Here is a 19,885-nt window from a genome sequence, read left to right as displayed (position 1 = left end):
TATTTTTTTCATTTTGAATAAGTAATCTCTAAATACCCTACCAAAATGAAAGGGTGCTTTTCAAAATAGAAAAAAGAAGAAGGTGTATTTTAACAGAATACGCCTGCATTTCTGCATAATCTTCGCTATCTTTGTCATTCCAAAGTGTAAAAAAGAAAGAGATGAAAGCATCACGCATTGCGCACGAAAAGAAAACGGTAGAGTTGATGATCCGCCTCTATTGCCGGAAAAAAGAAAAAAATACAATTCTTTGTGCCGACTGTGAAGAGTTGCTCCGCTATGCCCACGCACGTCTCGACCATTGTCCGTTTGGAGAGAAGAAGAGTGCATGCAAGGAATGCACCGTACATTGTTACAAACCCGTCATGCGCGAACGAATGCGACAGGTGATGCGTTTCTCCGGACCGAGGATGTTGCTTTATGCACCCTGGCAGGCCATACGACATTTATTGAACCTATAACTTACTAAAAAAATCAGTAATGAAAAAAGCCATTATCATTGGCGCTACCTCCGGCATCGGACAAGAAGTTGCAAAATGTCTGTTACTGGATGGATGGCAAATCGGAGTAGCCGGCAGACGGCAATCTGCTCTCGAAAACCTACAACGGGCAGCACCGGATCAGATTCAAATTCAAACGTTGGACGTAACCCAGGAAGATGCAGGCGAGAAATTGAATATGCTCATCGACAAGGTGGGCGGCATGGATTTGTTTCTTCTTAGCTCGGGCATCGGTTTCCAGAATACGAATCTGAACATGGAGGTGGAGCTGAACACAGCATACACGAATGTAGAGGGATTTATCCGCATGGTGGATACCGCTTTCATCTATTTCAGGAAAAGCGGAGGCGGCCACCTGGCAGTCATCAGCTCCATCGCGGGAACGAAAGGACTTGGAGTGGCTCCTGCCTACTCTGCCACCAAACGCTTCCAGAACACTTACATAGATGCTCTCGAACAACTTTCATATTTACAAAAACTGAATATCCGTTTTACTGATATCCGTCCCGGATTTGTTGCCACCGACTTGCTCAACGACGGGAAACATTATCCGCTATTGATGGATGCAGCGAAAGTGGGACGTCACATCGCCTGGTCACTGGAGCGGAAACAACGGATAGTAGTGATCGACTGGCGCTACCGGATACTGGTCTTTTTCTGGAAAATGATTCCCCGTTGGATGTGGAAACGGCTGCCCGTGAAAACCAATTAACACCAAAAGCAAACCAGGAAAGAAATAAATGAATAAATAGCAAGACCGGATTACTTCTTTTCCAATATTTCTACTTACATTTGTCTTGTAACATAAACTTATAATCTAACAAAAAAAGATGGAACAAAAATTTTGTCAAAGTTGCGGTATGCCGATAGACGACTCAACTTTTGGAAAAGAAGCGGACGGTAGCAAGAACGAAGATTATTGCCACTATTGCTATGCGGACGGACATTTCACGAAAGAGTGTACCATGGACGAGATGATCGAGCTTAATCTGAATTATCTGGATGAGTTCAATAAAGACTCGGAAGTGAAATACACAGTGGAGGAAGCACGGAAAACGATGAAGGAGTACTTTCCACAGTTGAAGAGGTGGAAACAGTAATTGAGAAATAAAAGGAGCTTTCAGGCATGAATACATATTCAGACCTGAAAGCTTATCTACTTATTTTCTTTTATAAAATCCGTAAAGTTCGACCAGTCTTCTACACGAAACGCACGAAGATCACGAACTGACGCCTGAAACCAAGGAATACGTTTCAAAGCGTCAATTGCACGAAAAAGATTTGCCATATCAGTTTTCTCTGTTAGATATACACTACCCTGCGTATTATAAAACTCATACTGACGCAACACTTTATTTATTTCAAAATAGGCATTGTTATAAGGCTCTCCATAATTGGCACGTAGGTCTGTAATGACCATATCAAAGGCTATTGCATACATACATTATCCTCATTTACAGGAATAAAATATTTCTGCTCACCAAAGAAAATACGGTTAAATTTATCACGAATCGCTATAACTAAGCCTTTGAACGGATTATGTTCAATATCAATTACTGTACCCTCTATCCATTCATCGAGTCCCGTTAATCTAGGATCCACTTTTACCTTTTCACCTTCTTTTATCATAACACTATTTTTCTTCATTGATTTCCAATTACAAAGATAATATTATTTCCTTTTCCGACGAATCAAAAGCGAGTATTTAACCATTTATTTCCGGGTGTCTTTCCAACCACTTCACTGCATAAGAGCACGTTGCTTTCGGCTTCATCCCGTTAGCTAATGCATAGGCGTAAGCAGCTTTTACCAAAGCAGCGGCAATCCCCCGCCCTTCAATGGGTTGTGGCACAATTGTGTGGATAATATCAAGAGAATCACCTATCAGGCGATATTGTACAAAGGCGGTGCGACCGTCTACTTCTGTCTTGAACAATTTTTGTTCGGGCTGATGAATAATTTCGTAATCCATAATTTCTGTTGTTTTAAAGTTGGTTTATCGTCCGTTAAATACTTTCGCTAAACAATCTTATATTATTTATTAGGTGCGGATTGCATAAACTGATATATGTATATGCCTGCGATCAGAGTTGCTCGATCCACTTCAACTGGCTCGTATCGTATCCACGACGTTCGGCAGCGGTGACGAGTTTCTTCTTGATTTCTTCCGGCAGTTGGGGTGTACGGCTTAGTATCCAGAGATATTTATCAGTACTGCTGCCTACCAGGGCATAATTGTAATTCTCTTCATCCAGTTCCAAGACATAATAATCAGAATAGAAACTAAGGAAGAAAGACACTTTCAGTTTGCCCGGCTGTGTGGGATCGGGTATTTTGGCATGTCCGTTGGCAGTCTTACAGATGTCGTAAGGAGAATTACGTTTGCATCCCCGGTTCTCCACACGAATCATGCCGTCGGGACGGAGCGTATAAGTAGCCGTGACGTCTACAAGTCCGTATTCAAAGCGATTCTCGTAGCGGGCTATTTCATACCAAAGTCCCATATACCGGTGCAGGTCGAGAGAAGTAACCGTACTATGGTCCGTACCTCTGAAAAGACGTCCGACATTGGGAATGGAGAAATGAAATCCCGCCTCCGTCAGACGCGTTGGGCGGACTCTCTGGCCCGTAGTCAGGAAGGATGCCGCCTCACCATATAAGATACGGAAAATTCGTTGCGGAGCTACCATCGTCGTCCATGCCCGATAAGCCTTTCCCATCGCACGGGTGAAAGCATATTGCGAGATCTGCTGCGGAGCAACCAGATTATATACCCCATGTGTCTCTTCGTGAGTGATAAAGAACTCCATTGCACGGCAAAGATCCCGTATCGATATCCACGGAAAAGCCTGCGTACCGGGACCGATGGCGGTAGCTATCTTGGTAGCTTGCAAAGGGCGAAGCATCTGCTGCATCGCTCCCCCGTCCGGAGAAAGCACTACGCCGAAGCGTGTAATAACGAGCCTTGTAGGTTCGGGACAGTGTTTCGCTTCCTTTTCCCACGCATAGCAAAGATCGGACAGAAAACCTTCTCCACGGGTACGGGTATATTCGTCCACCTCCGCTTCCGAAGGATAATAACCTACGGCAGAAGCCGAAATCATCAGTTTCGGTTTCGTTTTGACTGCGTTCAAAGCGCGGATAATACGATTGGTTACAACAATACGACTGTTGAAAAGCTCCTGTTTATATTCCGGTGTCCAACGTTTATTGATAGGTGCACCTGCCAGATTGATGACAACATCACAATGGGTCAGTGTCTGAATCAAATAACCGGACATACCTTCGCGAAACATCGACCTTCCTAGAGGAATGATCCGATGTCCGCCCTTTTCTGTAAGATAATTAGAAAGATGTTTACCTATATATCCGGTAGCTCCGGTCATTGCTATATTCATCTTGATTCGTTGTTTATTTTAACTCTATTAGAAAAACGTATAAAATGCAAGAAAAGTTCTTTGAAAAAAGCAAAATGAGGTTATCTTTGCAAGATAGACGTAAACATTGAAGCATCCAAAAAGGTTATAAAATGAAAAGACAAATGAAAATCAACTATATTCTTACACTTATATTAGTATTTTGTATCGGTGCTTCCATCCCAATATTGACAAGCAGCAGCCAAGTGAACGAACAACATTCCGCCAAATCGGAAGTGCCTTATTGTGTCACTCCGCCTACTATTCCCGCACAGGTCACCTTCGACGGGGAAACGATTGACCTCCGGCGCTATGACCGCCGCGAACGGATGGACCGCGAGATGATGGCCTTCACCTATATGCACTCCACCACCATGTTATTAATCAAGCGTGCCAACCGTTACTTCCCCATCATCGAACCGATACTGAAAGCAAACGGTATTCCTAATGACTTCAAATACCTGATGGTCATCGAGAGCAATCTGAATAACATCGCACGCTCTCCGGCAGGAGCAGCAGGTCTATGGCAATTTATGCCTGCCACCGGACGGGAATTCGGGCTGGAAGTGAACGATAACGTAGACGAACGCTATCATATTGAAAAAGCAACCGTTGCCGCCTGCAAATACTTCAAACAGGCGTATGCCAAATATGGCGACTGGATGGCTGTCTCCGCCGCCTATAACGCCGGACAGGGACGTATCTCCTCCCAACTTGAAAAGCAGTTGGCAAGTCATGCCATGGACTTATGGCTGGTAGAGGAAACTTCCCGCTACATGTTCCGCCTGCTGGCAGCCAAAGAGATATTCAATAACCCGCAACGTTACGGATTCCTCTTGAAACGAGAACATCTGTATCCGCCTATTCCTTATAAAGAGGTAACCGTCAACACTTCTATCGACGATCTGAACGACTACGCAAAATCACAGGGAATCACCTATGCCCAACTTCGTGATGCCAACCCCTGGCTGCGCGACACTTCATTGAAAAACAAGACCGGAAAGACATACATTCTCTATATTCCTACACAAGAGGGAATGTATTACAACCCGCAAAAGACCGTTGCCTACAATAAACAGTGGGTCATCGACTAAAAAGGCTTTTTCTTTAATTCCGGCCAAGCACTATTGATATGAAACTGAAAGAAAGAATCCATCGTTTTTTGCATGACGAGAAACTGAAACGAAAGTTATACGTCATCATCTTCGAATCGGACACCCCTGCCGGGAAATTGTTCGACGTGATTCTTATCGCCTGTATTCTGGTCAGCGTATTGCTCGTCATCATCGAAAGCCTGAAAGGACTTCCCACCTATCTGACGACTCCGTTCGTCATTATGGAATTCCTTTTCACCGGCTTCTTTACTTTCGAATACCTGACGAGAATCTACTGTTCACCCCGTCCCCGGAAATACATATTCAGCTTTTTCGGTATCGTAGACTTACTGGCCACGTTGCCTCTTTACATCGGTCTGCTCTTTCCGGGCGCCCGCTATCTACTCATCATCCGTGCCTTCCGCCTGATACGTGTGTTCCGCATCTTCAAGCTTTTCAACTTTCTGAATGAGGGGGAACGGCTGCTCACTGCCTTGCGTGAAAGTAGTAAGAAGATTGCAGTGTTCTTCCTGTTTGTCGTCATTCTGGTGACTTCCATCGGAACGCTAATGTATATGATTGAAGGAACGCAACCCAACTCCCAGTTCAACAATATCCCGAACAGCATCTATTGGGCTATCGTCACCATGACTACCGTAGGTTATGGAGATATTACTCCCGCCACCGGCCTCGGAAAATTCCTTTCCGCCTGTGTCATGCTGATCGGTTACACGATTATTGCCGTACCCACAGGTATCGTATCTGCCTCCATGATGAAAGAGTATAAACGCAGGAGAGACAAAGAATGTCCCAACTGCCATCGCTCCGGACACGAAGATAATGCAGAGTTTTGCAAATATTGCGGCCATCCGTTAAATAGTGACTGAATAAGCTCTATTCCCTTTTCTGCAAAGAAAAAGACATTCACTATTTTCGTGAATTATAAATAAAACACTATATTTGCAGAAACAAATGGAATATGATTATAGAGTACGAAAAAGAGTATCTAAAGGAGTTGTATGAGGATGGTAAGTGTAAAAGCAAAAAATATCGTTTTGACGCAGCTGTTATCAAAAAGTACCAGAAACGTATCGATACTTTAATTGCCGCTACGCGGATAGAAGATTTATTCGTCTTTAATTCTCTAAACTTCGAAGCTCTTCAAGGCCGTGCAGACTATTTTTCCATCCGTATAGACTATCACTACCGGCTGGAGTTTAGAACCCGCACCGAAGGTACTGAAACTATATTAACCATTTGTATAGTAACTGACATAACCAATCATTACCAATAAAAAATCAAGTATGAATACAATAAAAAGATTACCTACACACCCAGGTGATGTGTTAAAAGAAGAATTGGAATGCCGCAAAATCTCTCAAAAGAAATTCTCGGAAATTCTTGGGGTTCCTTATACAATGCTTAATGAAATATTGAATGGAAAAAGACCTATTACCAGTGATTTTGCATTGATGGTGGAAGCAGCTCTAGACATTAATCCAGAGTTACTTATCAATATGCAATCACGATATAACATGGCTTTGGCCCGTGAAAAGAAAGCCCTTTCAAACCGACTCAACGAAATACGTAAAATGTGCGCCTCACTGTTATGAGTGTTTGCAAATACGCTCGAATAAGACAATGAAAACGCATCCCACAGCATAGCAGGCAATATCTCCCCAATCGAACGTAGAACCCAGCACAATTCGGGCTACGCGGTTCGTGACACCCAATGTTTCCACCAGCTGGAAGTATTGCAAGACTTCTACAAAACAGGCAAAAAGAAAGACATAAAACGGCATCCGCGGAATCCCCGTCGGTAGAAAGATACGTACAAAGCTATATACCAGCACTACAACCAGCATATCTCCGACATAGGGACGTATGAAACGGTCGCGCACATACAAAGCTATCAACACCTCAATACAGAAGATCACCAGAAAGCTGATTATATAAAAAATTCTTTTCTTCATTATTTGCTCGGTCGCGGGATTAAACATTTATTTGAATCTGCGAATATACGATAAAATGAATTGGATACGTTCAAATATTACTAAATGATTGATACAAAAAGGGGAAATAATTGTATATTTATGGTCCTAAGCATTTTTCCACAAACAATAAAAAACAGAAAGGAGATTGAACACATGATGTTGAATATGGATTTTATAATCCGTTTATTGGTCGCCGGAATACTGGGAACCATCATTGGACTGGATCGTGAATACCGTGCCAAAGAAGCCGGATACCGCACTCATTTTCTCGTGTCGCTAGGTAGTGCTTTGATTATGATTGTTTCCCAATACGGATTTCAGGAAATTATAAAAGAAAGTAGTGTCACACTCGATCCCAGTCGGGTGGCGGCACAGGTTGTCAGCGGTATCGGATTTATCGGTGCAGGAACCATCATCTTTCAAAAACAGATTGTACGCGGATTGACTACCGCCGCAGGAATCTGGGCAACAGCAGGTATCGGCTTGGCGGTAGGTGCAGGAATGTACACCATCGGTATTGCCGCCACGGTGTTGACCCTCGTCGGACTGGAACTACTTAGCTATCTATTTAAAAGCATCGGAATGAAAAGCTCGATGGTTTCTTTCTCAACTCCCAACAAAGACATACTGAAACAGATAGCGGACAGATTCAACTCTAAAGACTACCTGATAGTCTCTTACGAGATGGAAACGCAACACACGGGTGAAACAGAATATTATCAGGTTACGATGGTTATCAAGTCGAAACGGAATAATGATGAAGGGCATCTGCTTTCGCTGATACAGGAATTTCCGGATGTAACGGTGCAGCGAATTGAATAGTCAGACTTTCGCTCCTCTCCCAAAATGGAAATCTACTTTTGCTTTTCCGTCAGATACTTCCAATAACGTACAGGCATATCCTGCCTGTGCTTCCTCGGATTCATGCGTTCTTTGATACAAATGGCCTTGAAATATGTCTTCCAAAGTTGTTGGAAAAGCTTCTCATCCTTGTCCATCAGACTTTCGTCCAGCATCCCCGTAATCAAATGGGATTCACGGCTGTCATCATCAAACGAGATAGTCGTCACCTCCTGCAAGTCATAATAAAATCCGTAACGGCGTTTCATGTCGTAAATAATCCACTTCTGATCGGCAAAACGGTCTTTGAAATGGTGAACCGTCAACGGGAGCGCATTATACTGCGGTTCGAAAGCGGCAAAGAATGTACCGTCGGCAGCTTTCTGGAAACGGACAAACTGCATCAGGTGCACACGTTCGCCATCCACTTTTTTCCATATTTGCGCTAATTGCAAAACATCCGGATCACCAAAGTTGGTTTCAATAGAGCGGGGTGCATCAATTGCTTTACGGATATATCGAAAAATAAGTATTCCTATTTCCGGAAGTTCCGACAGCCAACTTTGCGTGAGGCAACCCAAAGCAGAAGAGGAAACTTTCTTCTGCAATCCCCGCCACACACACCCGGCCTTTTCTTCATCGGTCACTACCGTATGCAGCTCATCACAAAATAAAGGCAAAGCATCTCCTTCCGACAGCAAAGCATCGGGAAAGGTCTTGCGGAAATAGGCGTCGAATACGGCCGTCAGCAGCCCATCAAAGGTTTTATCATAAATATAAACACTAAACATATTTACTATTGGACAATTCACAATTTACTATTTAAGTTACTATTAGACGATCTACGCTTGGTATCACTTTTGAAATCATTAACGTCCGATGCATACATGATATTTTACAATGCTAACTTAAATAGTAAATAGTAAATCGTCTAATAGTAAATTATTATTACTCACCAAAATCAAGCAACAACTGCCGCTCATCCACTTTCTTTTTCGGTTTCGGCAACAACAGACTGCGTACCCGTTGCGGAGAAAGTTCGTTCACCGTCTGCATCTGGAGAGGCAGTTCTTTGCAAGTGATGAAATATTGCGCTTTCTTCATTACTACTCCTATCTTCTTCAGTTCATAAAATCCCAGCCGCGAAAAACGACGGGAAGCAACAATTAGTTTCGCAGACTTCACCCCTACTCCCGGCACACGGAGCAACATTTCGTAGTCCGCCTTATTAATGTCGACAGGGAACTGTTCGGGATGGCGCAAAGCCCACGAGAGTTTCGGGTCTATCTCGAGATCGAGATCCGGATAGGAATCATCCACAATTTCATCTACCTTGAATTGATAAAAACGCAATAACCAGTCAGCCTGATAGAGCCGGTTTTCACGTACCAGAGGCGGCTGTTTCAATGCCGGAAGGCGCTTATCATACGTATTCACGGAAACGTAGCCCGAGTAATAGACACGTTTCATGGTGGGGCGCCCATAAAGTGCCGACGAAAGAAAAAGAATATCTTTATCCGATTCGGAGGTAGCTCCCACAATCACCTGGGTACTTTGTCCCGCAGGTGCGAAACGCGGTGCGTGGCGAAACTTCTGCCGTTCTTCTTTACTCTCCAACACGCCTTGTTGAATGTATTTCATCGGAGCAAATACGCTTTTATGGTCTTTTTCCGGTGCAAGCAGTTTCAAATTTTCTTCTTTGGGAATTTCGACGTTGACGCTAAGACGATCGGCATACAATCCGGCTTCATTCACTAATTCGCGACTGGCTCCGGGAATACTCTTGAGATGGATATAACCGTTAAAACGGTACACTTGCCGCAAATCTTTGGCTACACGCACAAGTCTCTCCATTGTATAGTCCGGATTACGGACCACTCCGGAGCTAAGAAACAGCCCTTCGATATAGTTACGACGGTAGAATTCCATCGTCAGCTCCACCAATTCCGAAACGGAAAAGGTAGCGCGGGGAAGATCGTTGCTACGACGGTTGACGCAATAGGCACAATCGTAAATGCAATAATTGGTAAGCATGATTTTCAATAGCGAGATACATCGACCGTCCTCGGCAAAACTGTGGCATATCCCCCATCCTCCCACAGTGTTTCCCAGCGTTCCCGGCTTATTGGAACGCACCGTACCACTGGAAGAACAGGAAACATCGTACTTGGCAGATTCTGCAAGTATCTTCAGTTTAGCTAAGACGTTTTCGTTCATCATTCCCGATCTTGATTCTTTTCGCAAATATACGATTTAATTTGAGATGCGTATAGAAGAAAAAAGTTTGCCCCCCTACAAATTGCAAATAAATCATTTAAAAGAACCACAAAAATATAAAAAGCCCGGACTTACATCTTGGGAGACATCTCTTTTCTAAAAAAGCGATTCACCCAAACGAACCGCTTTTTATGCTATAAATAATTGCCACTATCCGTACTAAAACAATAAAAAGTCATTCCACATTAAAACAAAAAGAGGGCATATCGCTTCACGATATGCCCTCTTTTTCAATATCCTAGTAGTCTTCTAAATTATTTTTTAGAAGCTTCCAAAGATGCTTTACGGAATTCTTTCATTGCTTTTTCGATTTCCAAAGAAGCTTTACGAGCGCGAGTTCCTGCTGCTTTGTTACCGTTTTCGATCTGTGCGTTAGCATCTTTTGAGAAGTCAGCATAAAGAGCTGCTACCTTTTCTACCAATTCTTTCATAATCCTTTTATTTTTTTCGTTAATAATGTGCCGCAAAAATACACTGTTTCCCGAAATAAAAGCATAAAATCAATATTTTTTTTGAAATAATCTTCGAAAAATATCTAAAAAAGGGGCTTTTCACCTTTTTTACCTACCTTTGTAGCCATGAAACTGCTTACAGATACCGATTATATACATGCACTGATTGCTGAAGGAGAGCACCAGCAACAAGACTTTAAATTCGAAATTTCCGACGCACGCAAAATAGCCAAAACACTTTCGGCCTTTGCCAACACGGACGGAGGACGATTACTTATTGGCGTTAAAGACAATGGTAAAATCGCAGGAGTACGCTCCGAAGAAGAAAAATATATGATTGAAGCCGCCGCACAACTTTATTGCGTGCCGGAAGTGGAATATTCTCTGCAAACATACATAGTGGAAGGACGACAAGTGTTAGTGGCAACCATCGAAGAAACTCCACATAAACCGGTTTACGCCAAGGACGAAACCGGAAAGCCCCTAGCCTATCTCCGCATCAAGGACGAAAATATTCTGGCAACTCCCATACATCTCCGTGTATGGCAACAGAGCGATAGCCCCCGTGGAGAACTCATCCGCTACACCGAACGTGAACAGCTCCTGCTCGATCAACTGGAGCACGGAACTTTACTCTCACTCAACCGTTACTGTCGACAAACCGGACTTTCACGACGTGCCGCTGAACATCTGCTCGCCAAATTTGTTCGTTATGATATTGTGGAACCTGTATTCGAAAATCATAAATTTTACTTCCGAATAAAAGACGAATAACCACAAACAATGCTTTATACTTAATACTTAACTATGACTTTTATCAACGAGATTAATGACATACTTTGGACGTATATTCTAATTATTATGTTATTAGGATGTGCTGTCTGGTTCAGCATACGGACACGCTTTGTACAATTTCGCATGATCCGGGAAATGATCGTGCTGTTAAGCGAATCCGCCGGCAAAGGAAAACAGGGAGAGAAACATGTATCTTCTTTTCAGGCATTCGCTATTTCTATCGCCAGCCGTGTGGGTACGGGGAATCTTGCGGGAGTGGCTACTGCCATTGCCATCGGAGGTCCCGGGGCTATTTTCTGGATGTGGGTCATCGCACTGTTAGGGGCTTCGAGTGCTTTCATAGAGTCTACTTTGGGACAATTATACAAAATACGCGGAAAGGATTCGTTCATCGGAGGACCTGCTTATTATATGAAGAAAGGGTTGAAACAACCGTGGATGGGAATGCTTTTTGCCGTATTAATAAGCATTACTTTCGGGTTTGCTTTCAATTCTGTACAGAGTAATACGATCTGTGCTGCGGCAGAGCATGCTTTTGGGTTCAATCATATTATATTGGGAGGTGTGCTGACTTTGCTGACATTGCTTATCATCTTTGGAGGTATTCAACGCATTGCCCGCGTCAGTAGTATTATCGTGCCTGTTATGGCTTTGGGATATGTAGGGCTGGCACTGGTTATTGTTGCACTCAATATCACTCATTTACCGGGTGTTATCGCACTGATTGTCAGCCATGCTTTCGGTTGGGAGCAGGCATTGGCAGGAGGAGTTGGTATGGCATTAATGCAGGGCATCAAGAGAGGACTTTTCAGCAATGAGGCCGGTATGGGTTCGGCCCCGAATGCGGCTGCCACGGCTCATGTCAGCCATCCCGTAAAACAAGGGTTGATACAGACTTTGGCGGTATTTACAGATACATTATTGATATGTACCTGTACGGCTTTTATCATCCTCTTTAGTGGGGCTCCTCTGGATGGTTCGGCTAATGGAGTGCAGCTGACTCAACAGGCGTTGACAAACGAAATAGGTTCTTCGGGCAGTATCTTCGTTGCCGTAGCTCTTTTCTTTTTTGCTTTCAGCAGTATTCTGGGGAATTATTATTATGGTGAGGCTAATATCCGTTTTATCACTCACCGGAAATGGGTACTTCATGGTTACAGGATATTGGTGGGTGGTATGGTACTCTTCGGTTCACTTGCCACATTGGATATGGTATGGAGCCTGGCAGATGTCACGATGGCGTTAATGGCTATCTGTAATCTGATCGCTATCCTTTTCCTCGGAAAATATGCTATCCGTCTGCTAAATGATTACCGCGCGCAAAAGAAAGCTGGCATCCAAAGCCCTGTTTTTAAGAAAGAGACAATGCCGGACATCGAAAAGGACTTGGAATGTTGGTGAAAACCAACTGTTTTTGTACCTTTGCACGCAAATTGACAGATGGTAGTTATGTTATATACCTTCCACACGCTCAAATAGTAAATTGTAAATAATAAAATTGTAGAGATAACAATGGGCTTATTTGGTTTATTCAAGAAAAAATCCGATGAAACGAAAGTCGGCAATGTAGAAGATTTCATATCACTGACACGGGTGTATTTCCAGTCAGTTATCGCCACAAACCTCGGTATCACTAATATCCGCTTCTTGCCGGACGTAGCTAACTTCAAACGTTTGTTTAAAGTTCCTACTCAAAACGGTAAACTGGGATTGGCCGAAAAATCTGCTGCGCGCAAAATGCTGATGCAGGATTATGGGTTGAACGAGAACTTCTTTAAGGAAATCGACTCTTCCGTGAAACGTAACTGCCGCACTCAAAATGATATTCAATCTTATTTGTTCATGTATCAGGGATTTTCCAATGATCTGATGATGTTGATGGGAAATCTGATGCAGTGGAAGTTTCGTATGCCGTCGATCTTTAAGAAGGCTTTGTATGGTATGACACAGAAAACGGTACACGATGTTTGTACCAAGACAGTGTGGAAGGCTGATGATGTGCATAAAACGGCTGCGACTGTTCGCCAGTACAAAGAGCGTTTGGGATACTCTGAACAGTGGATGACGGATTATGTGTATAATATTGTTCTTCTTGCCAAGAAGGAGCCGAAACGGAAGAACGACGACACGGAAACGAAAAAATAAGTCGCTTTAAATGTTAGAAAATCGTAAAGATTAATAGGATAGAAAAAGCGGGGGTTTTGTACCTCCGCTTTTTTTGTTATCTTTATGTACTTTTTTCTTTTGTCTTGATACAAAAGAAAAAATCAAGGCTGCGCCTGCCCGGCTACTCCGGTTTCATTCCCGTCTAAAGGGTAGAAACTCGCTTCGCTCAAACAGTCTGCCCTTCTTAACGCCGGTAATAAAACCTTCGCTTGACGCCGTGCAGACGAGGCCGGAGGGGGACTATGCGGTGTGGTAGTATATTATAATTATTAAAAAATAGAGAGATTGCTTATGAAACAAAAGAAAATGCTTGCGCTTACTTTTTCACAGTTGAAACAAATCTATAATCAAGAAATTCCGGAAGTGGTGGAGATAGCTGATAAGAGCTCTTCTGTGGAAGAGTTCAAGGCTGGGATGCTGCGTTTTTTGGAAATTTGCAGGATAGAAAATGAGGCTGCGGAGGAGGCGAGGGAGCAAATTCGACTCTTACTCGATTATGATGGACAGAATGTCCATGAACTGTCTACTGGACAGGATATGTCAGTACAGACGATTCGGTTGCTTTATGAGTTTCTGACGGGAACGTTGGAAAATATGGAGATACCGACGGATTTGTTTATTGAAATTTTCCAGATGTTTAAACGGTTGAAGGGAGAGGTTGTGCCTTTACCATCGCCACAGCGTATCAAAAGCAGGAATGACCGGTGGGAAACGGGATTGGATGAAGAGGTACGTGAAGTGCGGGATGAGAATAAGGAGCGGATGTTGCACTTGCTGATTCAGAAGATTGAGAACAGGAAGTCGAAACCTTCGGTGCGTTTTCACTTTGAGGAGGGAATGAGTTATGAAGAAAAATACAGGTTGGTAAGTGAGTGGTGGAACGATTTCCGTTTTCATTTGGCAATGGCTATAAAAAGTCCGGGCGAGTTGAATCGATTCCTGGGAAATTCACTTTCGTCAGAGACTATGTATTTGCTTTATCGTGCCCGGAAGAAGGGTATGCCGTTCTTTGCAACTCCTTATTATTTATCGTTGCTTAATGTAACGGGATATGGGTATAATGACGAGGCTATTCGGAGTTATATTCTGTATTCTCCACGTTTGGTGGAGACGTATGGAAATATTCGCGCGTGGGAGAAAGAGGATATTGTAGAAGCCGGGAAGCCTAATGCTGCGGGATGGCTTTTGCCGGACGGGCATAACATTCATCGGCGGTATCCGGAGGTGGCTATTCTCATTCCTGACACTATGGGACGGGCTTGCGGAGGACTTTGTGCTTCCTGTCAGCGTATGTATGATTTTCAGAGCGAGCGGTTGAATTTCGAATTTGAGTCTTTACGCCCGAAGGAATCATGGGATCGTAAGTTGCGTCGGTTAATGGCTTATTTTGAAGAGGATACGCAATTGCGGGATATTCTTATTACAGGAGGCGATGCGCTGATGAGTCAAAATAAAACGCTTCAGAATATTCTGGATGCGGTGTATCGGATGGCGGCACGCAAACAAAGGGCGAATCTTGAACGCAAGGATGGAGAGAAATATGCGGAATTGCAACGGGTACGGTTGGGGTCACGTCTGTTGGCTTATTTGCCGATGCGTATCAACGACGGGCTGGTTGATGTTCTGCGGGAATTCAAGGAGAAAGCATCGGCTATCGGTGTGAAACAGTTTATTATACAGACTCATTTCCAGACACCGCTGGAGGTTACTCCTGAAGCTAAAGAAGCGATCCGGAAGATTCTTTCTGCGGGATGGATTATTACGAATCAGTTGGTATATACGGTGGCTGCTTCACGTAGAGGGCATACGACCCGGCTTCGTCAGGTGCTCAATTCGTTGGGGGTGGTATGTTATTACACTTTCTCGGTTAAGGGATTCAATGAGAATTATGCGGTATTTGCACCCAACAGTCGTTCAATGCAGGAACAACAGGAGGAAAAGATTTATGGCCGTATGACACCGGAACAGGCGGAGGAGTTATATAAGATATTAGAGACGAAAGTAGGAACAGAAGAGGAGCCTAAAGAGGATGTTGCCAAGCAATTAAGACGCTTCATGAGAAAGCATCATTTACCTTTCCTTGCCACTGATCGCAGCGTATTGAATTTACCGGCTATCGGTAAAAGCATGACTTTCCAATTGGTGGGACTAACTGAAGAAGGAAAACGAATTCTACGCTTCGAACATGACGGTACTCGTCATCATAGCCCGATTATCGATCAGATGGGGCAGATTTATATTGTAGAGAATAAATCGCTAGCTGCTTACCTGCGCCAGTTAGCCAAGATGGGAGAAGATCCGGAAGACTATGCTTCTATCTGGAATTATACGAAAGGAGAAACCGAACCTCGTTTCAGTCTTTACGAGTATCCTGATTTCCCCTTCCGCACAACAGATAAAATGAGTAATTTAAGTATTAAGAATTAGGTATTAAGTATTAATCGACAAGCATCAACTAACAAGTATTAATCAACGCCTATCAAGTATAAACCAGCGGCTTCGGTAATACTTATTACTTAATACTTGTTTCTACTACTTGTTTCCTACTCTTTTACCCGTATTACTATATTTGCAATAATTGCAGTTAGGCCTCCGGTGGTAATCCCTGAAGAGAAGATACTTCGAATTGCTTCCGGGGCTTGTTGTAATACGTCCGGCATTAGTTCTACCCCTAAGCCTAAGGAGAGGCTGACTGCTAATACCAAAGTTTCTTTACGGCCTATTTCTTGTGAGGAGACAATACGGATTCCCGCCGCTGCTACTGTGCCGAACATTAGTAAGGTTGCACCGCCCAGTACAGGATCGGGCATTAAGGAAAATACGGCACCTACGATGGGAAATAAACCCAAAAGGACGAGCATTGCTGCGATATAATAACCAACATAACGGCTGGCTACTCCGGTCAGTTGGATAATACCGTTGTTTTGTGCAAAGATGGAGTTTGGAAAAGAGTTGAATACACCGGCGAGAAAGGAGTTGAATCCATCTGCCATTACTCCACCGGAAACCCGTTTCAAATAGGAATCTCCTTCAATGGGAAGTCCGGAAATCATAGAGTTGGCAGTTACATCACCTGTTGCTTCAATGGCAGTTATCAAGTAAACCAGACCAATGGCTATAAAAGAAGACACATTGAAATCAACACCATATTTAAAAGGCTGGGGAATATTAAAACTCATCAGCATTTCCACATTCAACGCACTCATATCCACTTTTCCCAGAGCAAATGCCAAACCATAGCCAAGGCAAAGTCCGAGTACAATGGAACTCATACGCAGGTATTTGTTCCCGCAACGGTTGAAAAACAAGACGCTAAGAAGTACCAGTGCTGCAATAGACAGGTTTTCCCACGTAGCAAACGTACCATTATCCATAGCTGCATATCCGCCTCCGCAAGATACGATACCTACCTTTATCAGACTCAATCCGATAAGCAGCACGACAATACCGGAAACCAGCGGAGTGATAATATTACGCAGATATTTGAATGTGCGGCTGACAATCATTTCGATAGGCGCAGCAGCCATACAGGAACCGAAAATTAACGGTAATCCGCCTACCATTCCTGTGGCAATGATAGGGCCGATAAAAGAAAAACTGGTTCCCTGGATGCAGAGCAGTCTTGCTCCTATCACACCAAAGCGGCGGCATTGTATAAAGGTAGATACTCCCGAAGCAAAAAGAGACATGGAAACCAGAAAGCTTGTCTTTTCTACATCAAGTTTCAAGGCACTTGCGATGATAAGCGGAGGTGTAATGATCGCTACGAAAATAGCCAAAAGATGTTGTAAAGCCGCAAACAAGGCGTCTTTAAAAGGGGGACGGTCTTCTACGCCGTAGATTAAATCAGTTTTCATTTAACAGGGTTTCTATATATTTTTTTAAGTTTCGCAGAGGGATAAACAGAGATTATTCTGAAGTCCAGCTTCTTTTAGTCCGACTTTTTTTAATTCTATTTCTTATAATCCGTTTTTTAGTTCAGCGTCCATTTCAGAGCGAGTGTCGGGATAACATAAAAGCCATCACGACCGCCGAAGTTATTACTCAATTCGACTTCGGAGCCAACACTAAGATTGAAATTTTTATTTACTCCTTTGATTTTGTTTAGGTTTACCCAGAATTGTGGTTCGGAGAGAAAGATAGTCTTTCCATAGTTGGTTTCTTCGCGCCACCAGTCGGCAAAGCCGGAGAAAGTGAGCAGATTGCGGCAGAAATTCACGTACCACGTACCTGTCAGCTGGAAGTTGTTGGGCGATTGGTGTTTCTGAATATACTTATACATAGCAGTCAGCGTAAAGCCTTTGGAAAAGGAAGCATTATTAAAAGTGTAGGTAGCTCCTGCCAGATAAGCATTTTTATAAGACATGCCTTTCGATAATCCACCGTTATATTCAAGATGTGCAGAAAAAGGACCTTTCCAGAATTTCAGTTCACGCGCTATTTCCCAATAAGCGGAAGCGACACCTTCGGAAGTGTAATCCATATCGACAAAGAAATAAGTGCTTCCCCAAGTATCAGGCTGAAACTTCTCCACAGTGGAGGTGAACAGCGGGCGACCTTGCAAATCTTTATCGTACAAAGAACGTCCGAAATCATAATGCAGCTGAATGTTTTGCGCCTGCAATCCCGGTACGGCAGAGAGCAACATACAGAGGAAAAGAGCAGAGATAATTTGTTTCATAAGTAAATGTGTTTAAATGAAGATGCAAAAATAGTTAAAGCTACACATATAAACACATTACTTCTGTCTTTTTTTATTCCAGGTTATTATTTCCCGTATCCCACCAGAGTCTTGTACCTCCATGGTCATCTCCGCCTAAAGCCTCGACAAGAGCAGAATATTGCTCCGAGTCTTCTGTCTGCAATGTACCTGGGAAATTAAGACGGCGCACCATGATCTCCGTGTCGATGCATCCGCTCCTACTATGATTGAATCGAACGGGAAATAAACGGGGATATCCCGTCCGTCTTTGTTCGGTCCAGGCTTCGCAACCTTCCGGGAACATGGCAATCCATTTCTGCGTGATAATCTTCTCCAGTTTTGTCTCCTTATCATCCTGCGGATTCCATTTGGGAGTGACTTTACAACGCGCTTCTATATTATTTTCTTCATCATAAGTATCTATAAAGTCGGAAGCTGTCAGCTCACTTTTCAGGTAATCCTCCACCCCATAAATTCCCCATTGATGAAAAGAGGTAGTTACACCGTTTCGGTAACAAGCTTCTTCATCTTCATCCGTCCATCCGCGCAAAGCGGCTTCGGCACGCAGAAACCAGACTTCCGAAGCAGTCATCAGAGGTGTATCAGTATCCTGCTTGACAAACAGCTTTGACAATCCCGAATAATGACTATGAGCAAAGCAGGTTCCCTGGCGAATTCCACGATACTGTCCTTTAAGAGCCTCATCCGTACAGGGTTCAAAATAAATTTCCAAACGGGGATCGTTATATCCGGTCAAAATTGATTCCATGTTAGCACTCATGTAAGTTTCATTCCAGACACGGTTAAGTTCTCCCAATGGATTGGTATACCCGGATTTGGTAGAAACAAACACTCCTCCTGTTTCCGCTTCAAAGAAGCCGTAACCATTTTCCTTTATTTTCTGTATTTCAGCATGCGCTTTATCTGGAGCAACAGAAGCAAGGCGCATTGCCAGACGCAGACGCAGGGAATTGGCAAACTTTACCTAGGAAGGATATTTCCCGTCCAACAAAATATCAAAACGTGCAAATCCATTGGATTCCGGTTTCTCATCTATATAGTTGGTGAGAGCAACTACAGCAGAATCGAGTTCATTGAAAAACTCATAATAGACATCCTCCTGTTTATCCGGACGGTAATGTTTTTCGGCATTAGCAAAATTCTTATAAATGATAGGACCATAATAATCCGTCACACGATGCATCGCTTCCACCTTTAATATTTTCGTTATCCCGAACAGAGCAGGATGTGTATTCCGGGTAGCATTCTCCGACTGATATATCTGTGGGAAAATATAAGAATACATGTGTGTCCACATAGCGCTATTCCAGCCGTCCTGCATATTATAATCGGAATTATGCGAGCCCCCGTTCAGAGGTTTGCCGTCATGCATATACCCACTGAACATGTCCGCGTTCAGATTCTGTATCAGTTGGAAAGGCCAGTTCTTTCCTTTTCCGTAGTCGTAATTAAAATAAATACCTTGCTGAATAATTCCCAAACGGATTCCATAGCCATTGTCATCAATAATCAAGTCATCATCCGTGATACCGGACAAATCGGTATTGTAATCACGGAAATTACCGGTACAAGCTACAGAGAACAGCAATAAACCCAACAAATATAGATATACATATTTTCTCTTCATT

Annotated in this window: 22 protein-coding genes and 1 pseudogene; 12 read left to right on the top strand and 11 right to left on the bottom strand. The window is 43.3% G+C overall.

Annotated features, from left to right (window positions below; translation table 11 throughout):
- Positions 1 to 161 precede the first annotated feature (161 nt).
- The 3 genes from DXA54_RS04520 to DXA54_RS04510 all read left to right on the top strand — a co-directional run bounded on the left by DXA54_RS04520 (position 162) and on the right by DXA54_RS04510 (position 1,600).
- Positions 162 to 461: a nitrous oxide-stimulated promoter family protein gene (locus tag DXA54_RS04520; protein WP_004304816.1), complete on the top strand. Its 300-nt coding sequence runs from the start codon at positions 162 to 164 to the stop codon at positions 459 to 461.
- 19 nt (positions 462 to 480) lie between these two features.
- A complete protein-coding gene (locus DXA54_RS04515; protein WP_004308271.1) occupies positions 481 to 1,212 on the top strand; it encodes an SDR family NAD(P)-dependent oxidoreductase in 732 nt (243 codons plus the stop codon).
- Between the two features lie 118 nt (positions 1,213 to 1,330).
- Positions 1,331 to 1,600 (top strand): zinc ribbon domain-containing protein, encoded by a 270-nt coding sequence (locus DXA54_RS04510; protein WP_004301976.1) that lies wholly within the window; start codon positions 1,331 to 1,333, stop codon positions 1,598 to 1,600.
- A 56-nt stretch (positions 1,601 to 1,656) separates the two neighbouring features.
- Here the strand turns inward: DXA54_RS04510 and DXA54_RS04505 are convergent, their stop codons facing one another.
- The 4 genes from DXA54_RS04505 to DXA54_RS04490 form a co-directional block, all read right to left on the bottom strand.
- Entirely contained in the window at positions 1,657 to 1,941 is a 285-nt protein-coding gene (locus DXA54_RS04505) for a virulence protein (RefSeq protein ID WP_004301975.1), read from the bottom strand.
- Positions 1,929 to 2,129 (bottom strand): hypothetical protein, encoded by a 201-nt coding sequence (locus DXA54_RS04500; protein WP_004304814.1) that lies wholly within the window; start codon positions 2,127 to 2,129, stop codon positions 1,929 to 1,931. Before DXA54_RS04500 ends, DXA54_RS04505 begins: the two co-directional genes overlap by 13 nt.
- Before the next feature lie 76 nt (positions 2,130 to 2,205).
- Entirely contained in the window at positions 2,206 to 2,472 is a 267-nt protein-coding gene (locus DXA54_RS04495; RefSeq protein WP_004301973.1) for a GNAT family N-acetyltransferase, read from the bottom strand.
- A 112-nt stretch (positions 2,473 to 2,584) separates the two neighbouring features.
- Complete coding sequence (locus DXA54_RS04490) at positions 2,585 to 3,898, bottom strand: TIGR01777 family oxidoreductase (RefSeq protein WP_120079023.1); 1,314 nt, start codon at positions 3,896 to 3,898, stop codon at positions 2,585 to 2,587.
- 131 nt (positions 3,899 to 4,029) lie between these two features.
- On the opposite strand from DXA54_RS04490, the gene DXA54_RS04485 reads away from it, so the two are divergent.
- The 4 genes from DXA54_RS04485 to DXA54_RS04470 all read left to right on the top strand — a co-directional run bounded on the left by DXA54_RS04485 (position 4,030) and on the right by DXA54_RS04470 (position 6,623).
- Positions 4,030 to 5,010, top strand: a complete 981-nt coding sequence (locus DXA54_RS04485; RefSeq protein ID WP_120079022.1) for a lytic transglycosylase domain-containing protein — start codon at positions 4,030 to 4,032, stop codon at positions 5,008 to 5,010.
- A gap of 38 nt (positions 5,011 to 5,048) precedes the next feature.
- A complete protein-coding gene (locus DXA54_RS04480) occupies positions 5,049 to 5,897 on the top strand; it encodes an ion transporter (RefSeq protein ID WP_120079021.1) in 849 nt (282 codons plus the stop codon).
- A gap of 92 nt (positions 5,898 to 5,989) precedes the next feature.
- The gene (locus DXA54_RS04475) at positions 5,990 to 6,304 is read left to right on the top strand and encodes a type II toxin-antitoxin system RelE/ParE family toxin (protein ID WP_008651218.1); all 315 of its coding nucleotides are present in this window, start codon (positions 5,990 to 5,992) and stop codon (positions 6,302 to 6,304) included.
- Positions 6,305 to 6,314: 10 nt separating this feature from the next.
- Positions 6,315 to 6,623 (top strand): HigA family addiction module antitoxin, encoded by a 309-nt coding sequence (locus DXA54_RS04470; protein ID WP_008651217.1) that lies wholly within the window; start codon positions 6,315 to 6,317, stop codon positions 6,621 to 6,623.
- Here the strand turns inward: DXA54_RS04470 and DXA54_RS04465 are convergent.
- A complete protein-coding gene (locus DXA54_RS04465) occupies positions 6,618 to 6,983 on the bottom strand; it encodes a DUF2809 domain-containing protein (RefSeq protein ID WP_032852911.1) in 366 nt (121 codons plus the stop codon). The two genes, DXA54_RS04470 and DXA54_RS04465, sit on opposite strands and share 6 nt — an antisense overlap.
- 174 nt (positions 6,984 to 7,157) lie before the next feature.
- Between DXA54_RS04465 and DXA54_RS04460 the strand changes: the two genes are divergently transcribed.
- Positions 7,158 to 7,826 (top strand): MgtC/SapB family protein, encoded by a 669-nt coding sequence (locus tag DXA54_RS04460; RefSeq protein ID WP_004325092.1) that lies wholly within the window; start codon positions 7,158 to 7,160, stop codon positions 7,824 to 7,826.
- 32 nt (positions 7,827 to 7,858) lie between these two features.
- Here the strand turns inward: DXA54_RS04460 and DXA54_RS04455 are convergent, their stop codons facing one another.
- The 3 genes from DXA54_RS04455 to DXA54_RS04445 all read right to left on the bottom strand — a co-directional run bounded on the left by DXA54_RS04455 (position 7,859) and on the right by DXA54_RS04445 (position 10,552).
- Positions 7,859 to 8,635 carry a TIGR03915 family putative DNA repair protein gene (locus DXA54_RS04455; protein ID WP_008651214.1) on the bottom strand — a complete coding sequence of 259 codons (777 nt, stop codon included), beginning with the start codon at positions 8,633 to 8,635 and terminating at the stop codon, positions 7,859 to 7,861.
- 157 nt (positions 8,636 to 8,792) lie between these two features.
- On the bottom strand, positions 8,793 to 10,061 hold the full coding sequence (locus DXA54_RS04450) for a putative DNA modification/repair radical SAM protein (protein WP_004304808.1): 1,269 nt from the start codon (positions 10,059 to 10,061) through the stop codon (positions 8,793 to 8,795).
- A 314-nt stretch (positions 10,062 to 10,375) separates the two neighbouring features.
- On the bottom strand, positions 10,376 to 10,552 hold the full coding sequence (locus DXA54_RS04445; RefSeq protein WP_004301965.1) for a histone H1: 177 nt from the start codon (positions 10,550 to 10,552) through the stop codon (positions 10,376 to 10,378).
- 147 nt (positions 10,553 to 10,699) lie between these two features.
- On the opposite strand from DXA54_RS04445, the gene DXA54_RS04440 reads away from it, so the two are divergent.
- The 4 genes from DXA54_RS04440 (at position 10,700) to DXA54_RS04420 (ending at position 15,961) form a co-directional block, all read left to right on the top strand.
- Positions 10,700 to 11,347: a helix-turn-helix domain-containing protein gene (locus DXA54_RS04440; RefSeq protein WP_004308278.1), complete on the top strand. Its 648-nt coding sequence runs from the start codon at positions 10,700 to 10,702 to the stop codon at positions 11,345 to 11,347.
- A gap of 33 nt (positions 11,348 to 11,380) precedes the next feature.
- Positions 11,381 to 12,769, top strand: coding sequence for an alanine/glycine:cation symporter family protein (locus DXA54_RS04435; RefSeq protein ID WP_004325091.1), 1,389 nt, complete (start codon positions 11,381 to 11,383; stop codon positions 12,767 to 12,769).
- A gap of 111 nt (positions 12,770 to 12,880) precedes the next feature.
- Positions 12,881 to 13,513 carry a hypothetical protein gene (locus DXA54_RS04430; protein WP_004301962.1) on the top strand — a complete coding sequence of 211 codons (633 nt, stop codon included), beginning with the start codon at positions 12,881 to 12,883 and terminating at the stop codon, positions 13,511 to 13,513.
- A 312-nt stretch (positions 13,514 to 13,825) separates the two neighbouring features.
- A complete protein-coding gene (locus DXA54_RS04420; RefSeq protein ID WP_032852909.1) occupies positions 13,826 to 15,961 on the top strand; it encodes a KamA family radical SAM protein in 2,136 nt (711 codons plus the stop codon).
- A gap of 116 nt (positions 15,962 to 16,077) precedes the next feature.
- Here the strand turns inward: DXA54_RS04420 and DXA54_RS04415 are convergent, their stop codons facing one another.
- From DXA54_RS04415 to DXA54_RS04405, 3 genes and pseudogenes are all read right to left on the bottom strand, one after another.
- Positions 16,078 to 17,391, bottom strand: coding sequence for a nucleobase:cation symporter-2 family protein (locus tag DXA54_RS04415; RefSeq protein WP_004304803.1), 1,314 nt, complete (start codon positions 17,389 to 17,391; stop codon positions 16,078 to 16,080).
- A gap of 116 nt (positions 17,392 to 17,507) precedes the next feature.
- Positions 17,508 to 18,215, bottom strand: a complete 708-nt coding sequence (locus DXA54_RS04410) for a DUF5020 family protein (protein WP_008651196.1) — start codon at positions 18,213 to 18,215, stop codon at positions 17,508 to 17,510.
- Positions 18,216 to 18,288: 73 nt separating this feature from the next.
- Positions 18,289 to 19,884: pseudogene (locus DXA54_RS04405) on the bottom strand (SusD/RagB family nutrient-binding outer membrane lipoprotein).
- Between the last annotated feature and the right edge of the window lies 1 nt (position 19,885).

It is taken from the genome of Bacteroides sp. OF03-11BH (genome assembly GCF_003604005.1).
GTDB classification, from domain to species: Bacteria; Bacteroidota; Bacteroidia; order Bacteroidales; family Bacteroidaceae; genus Bacteroides; species Bacteroides ovatus.
The sequence above is the reverse complement of the archived record's forward strand: the minus strand, read 5'-3'. Positions and strand labels throughout refer to the sequence as shown.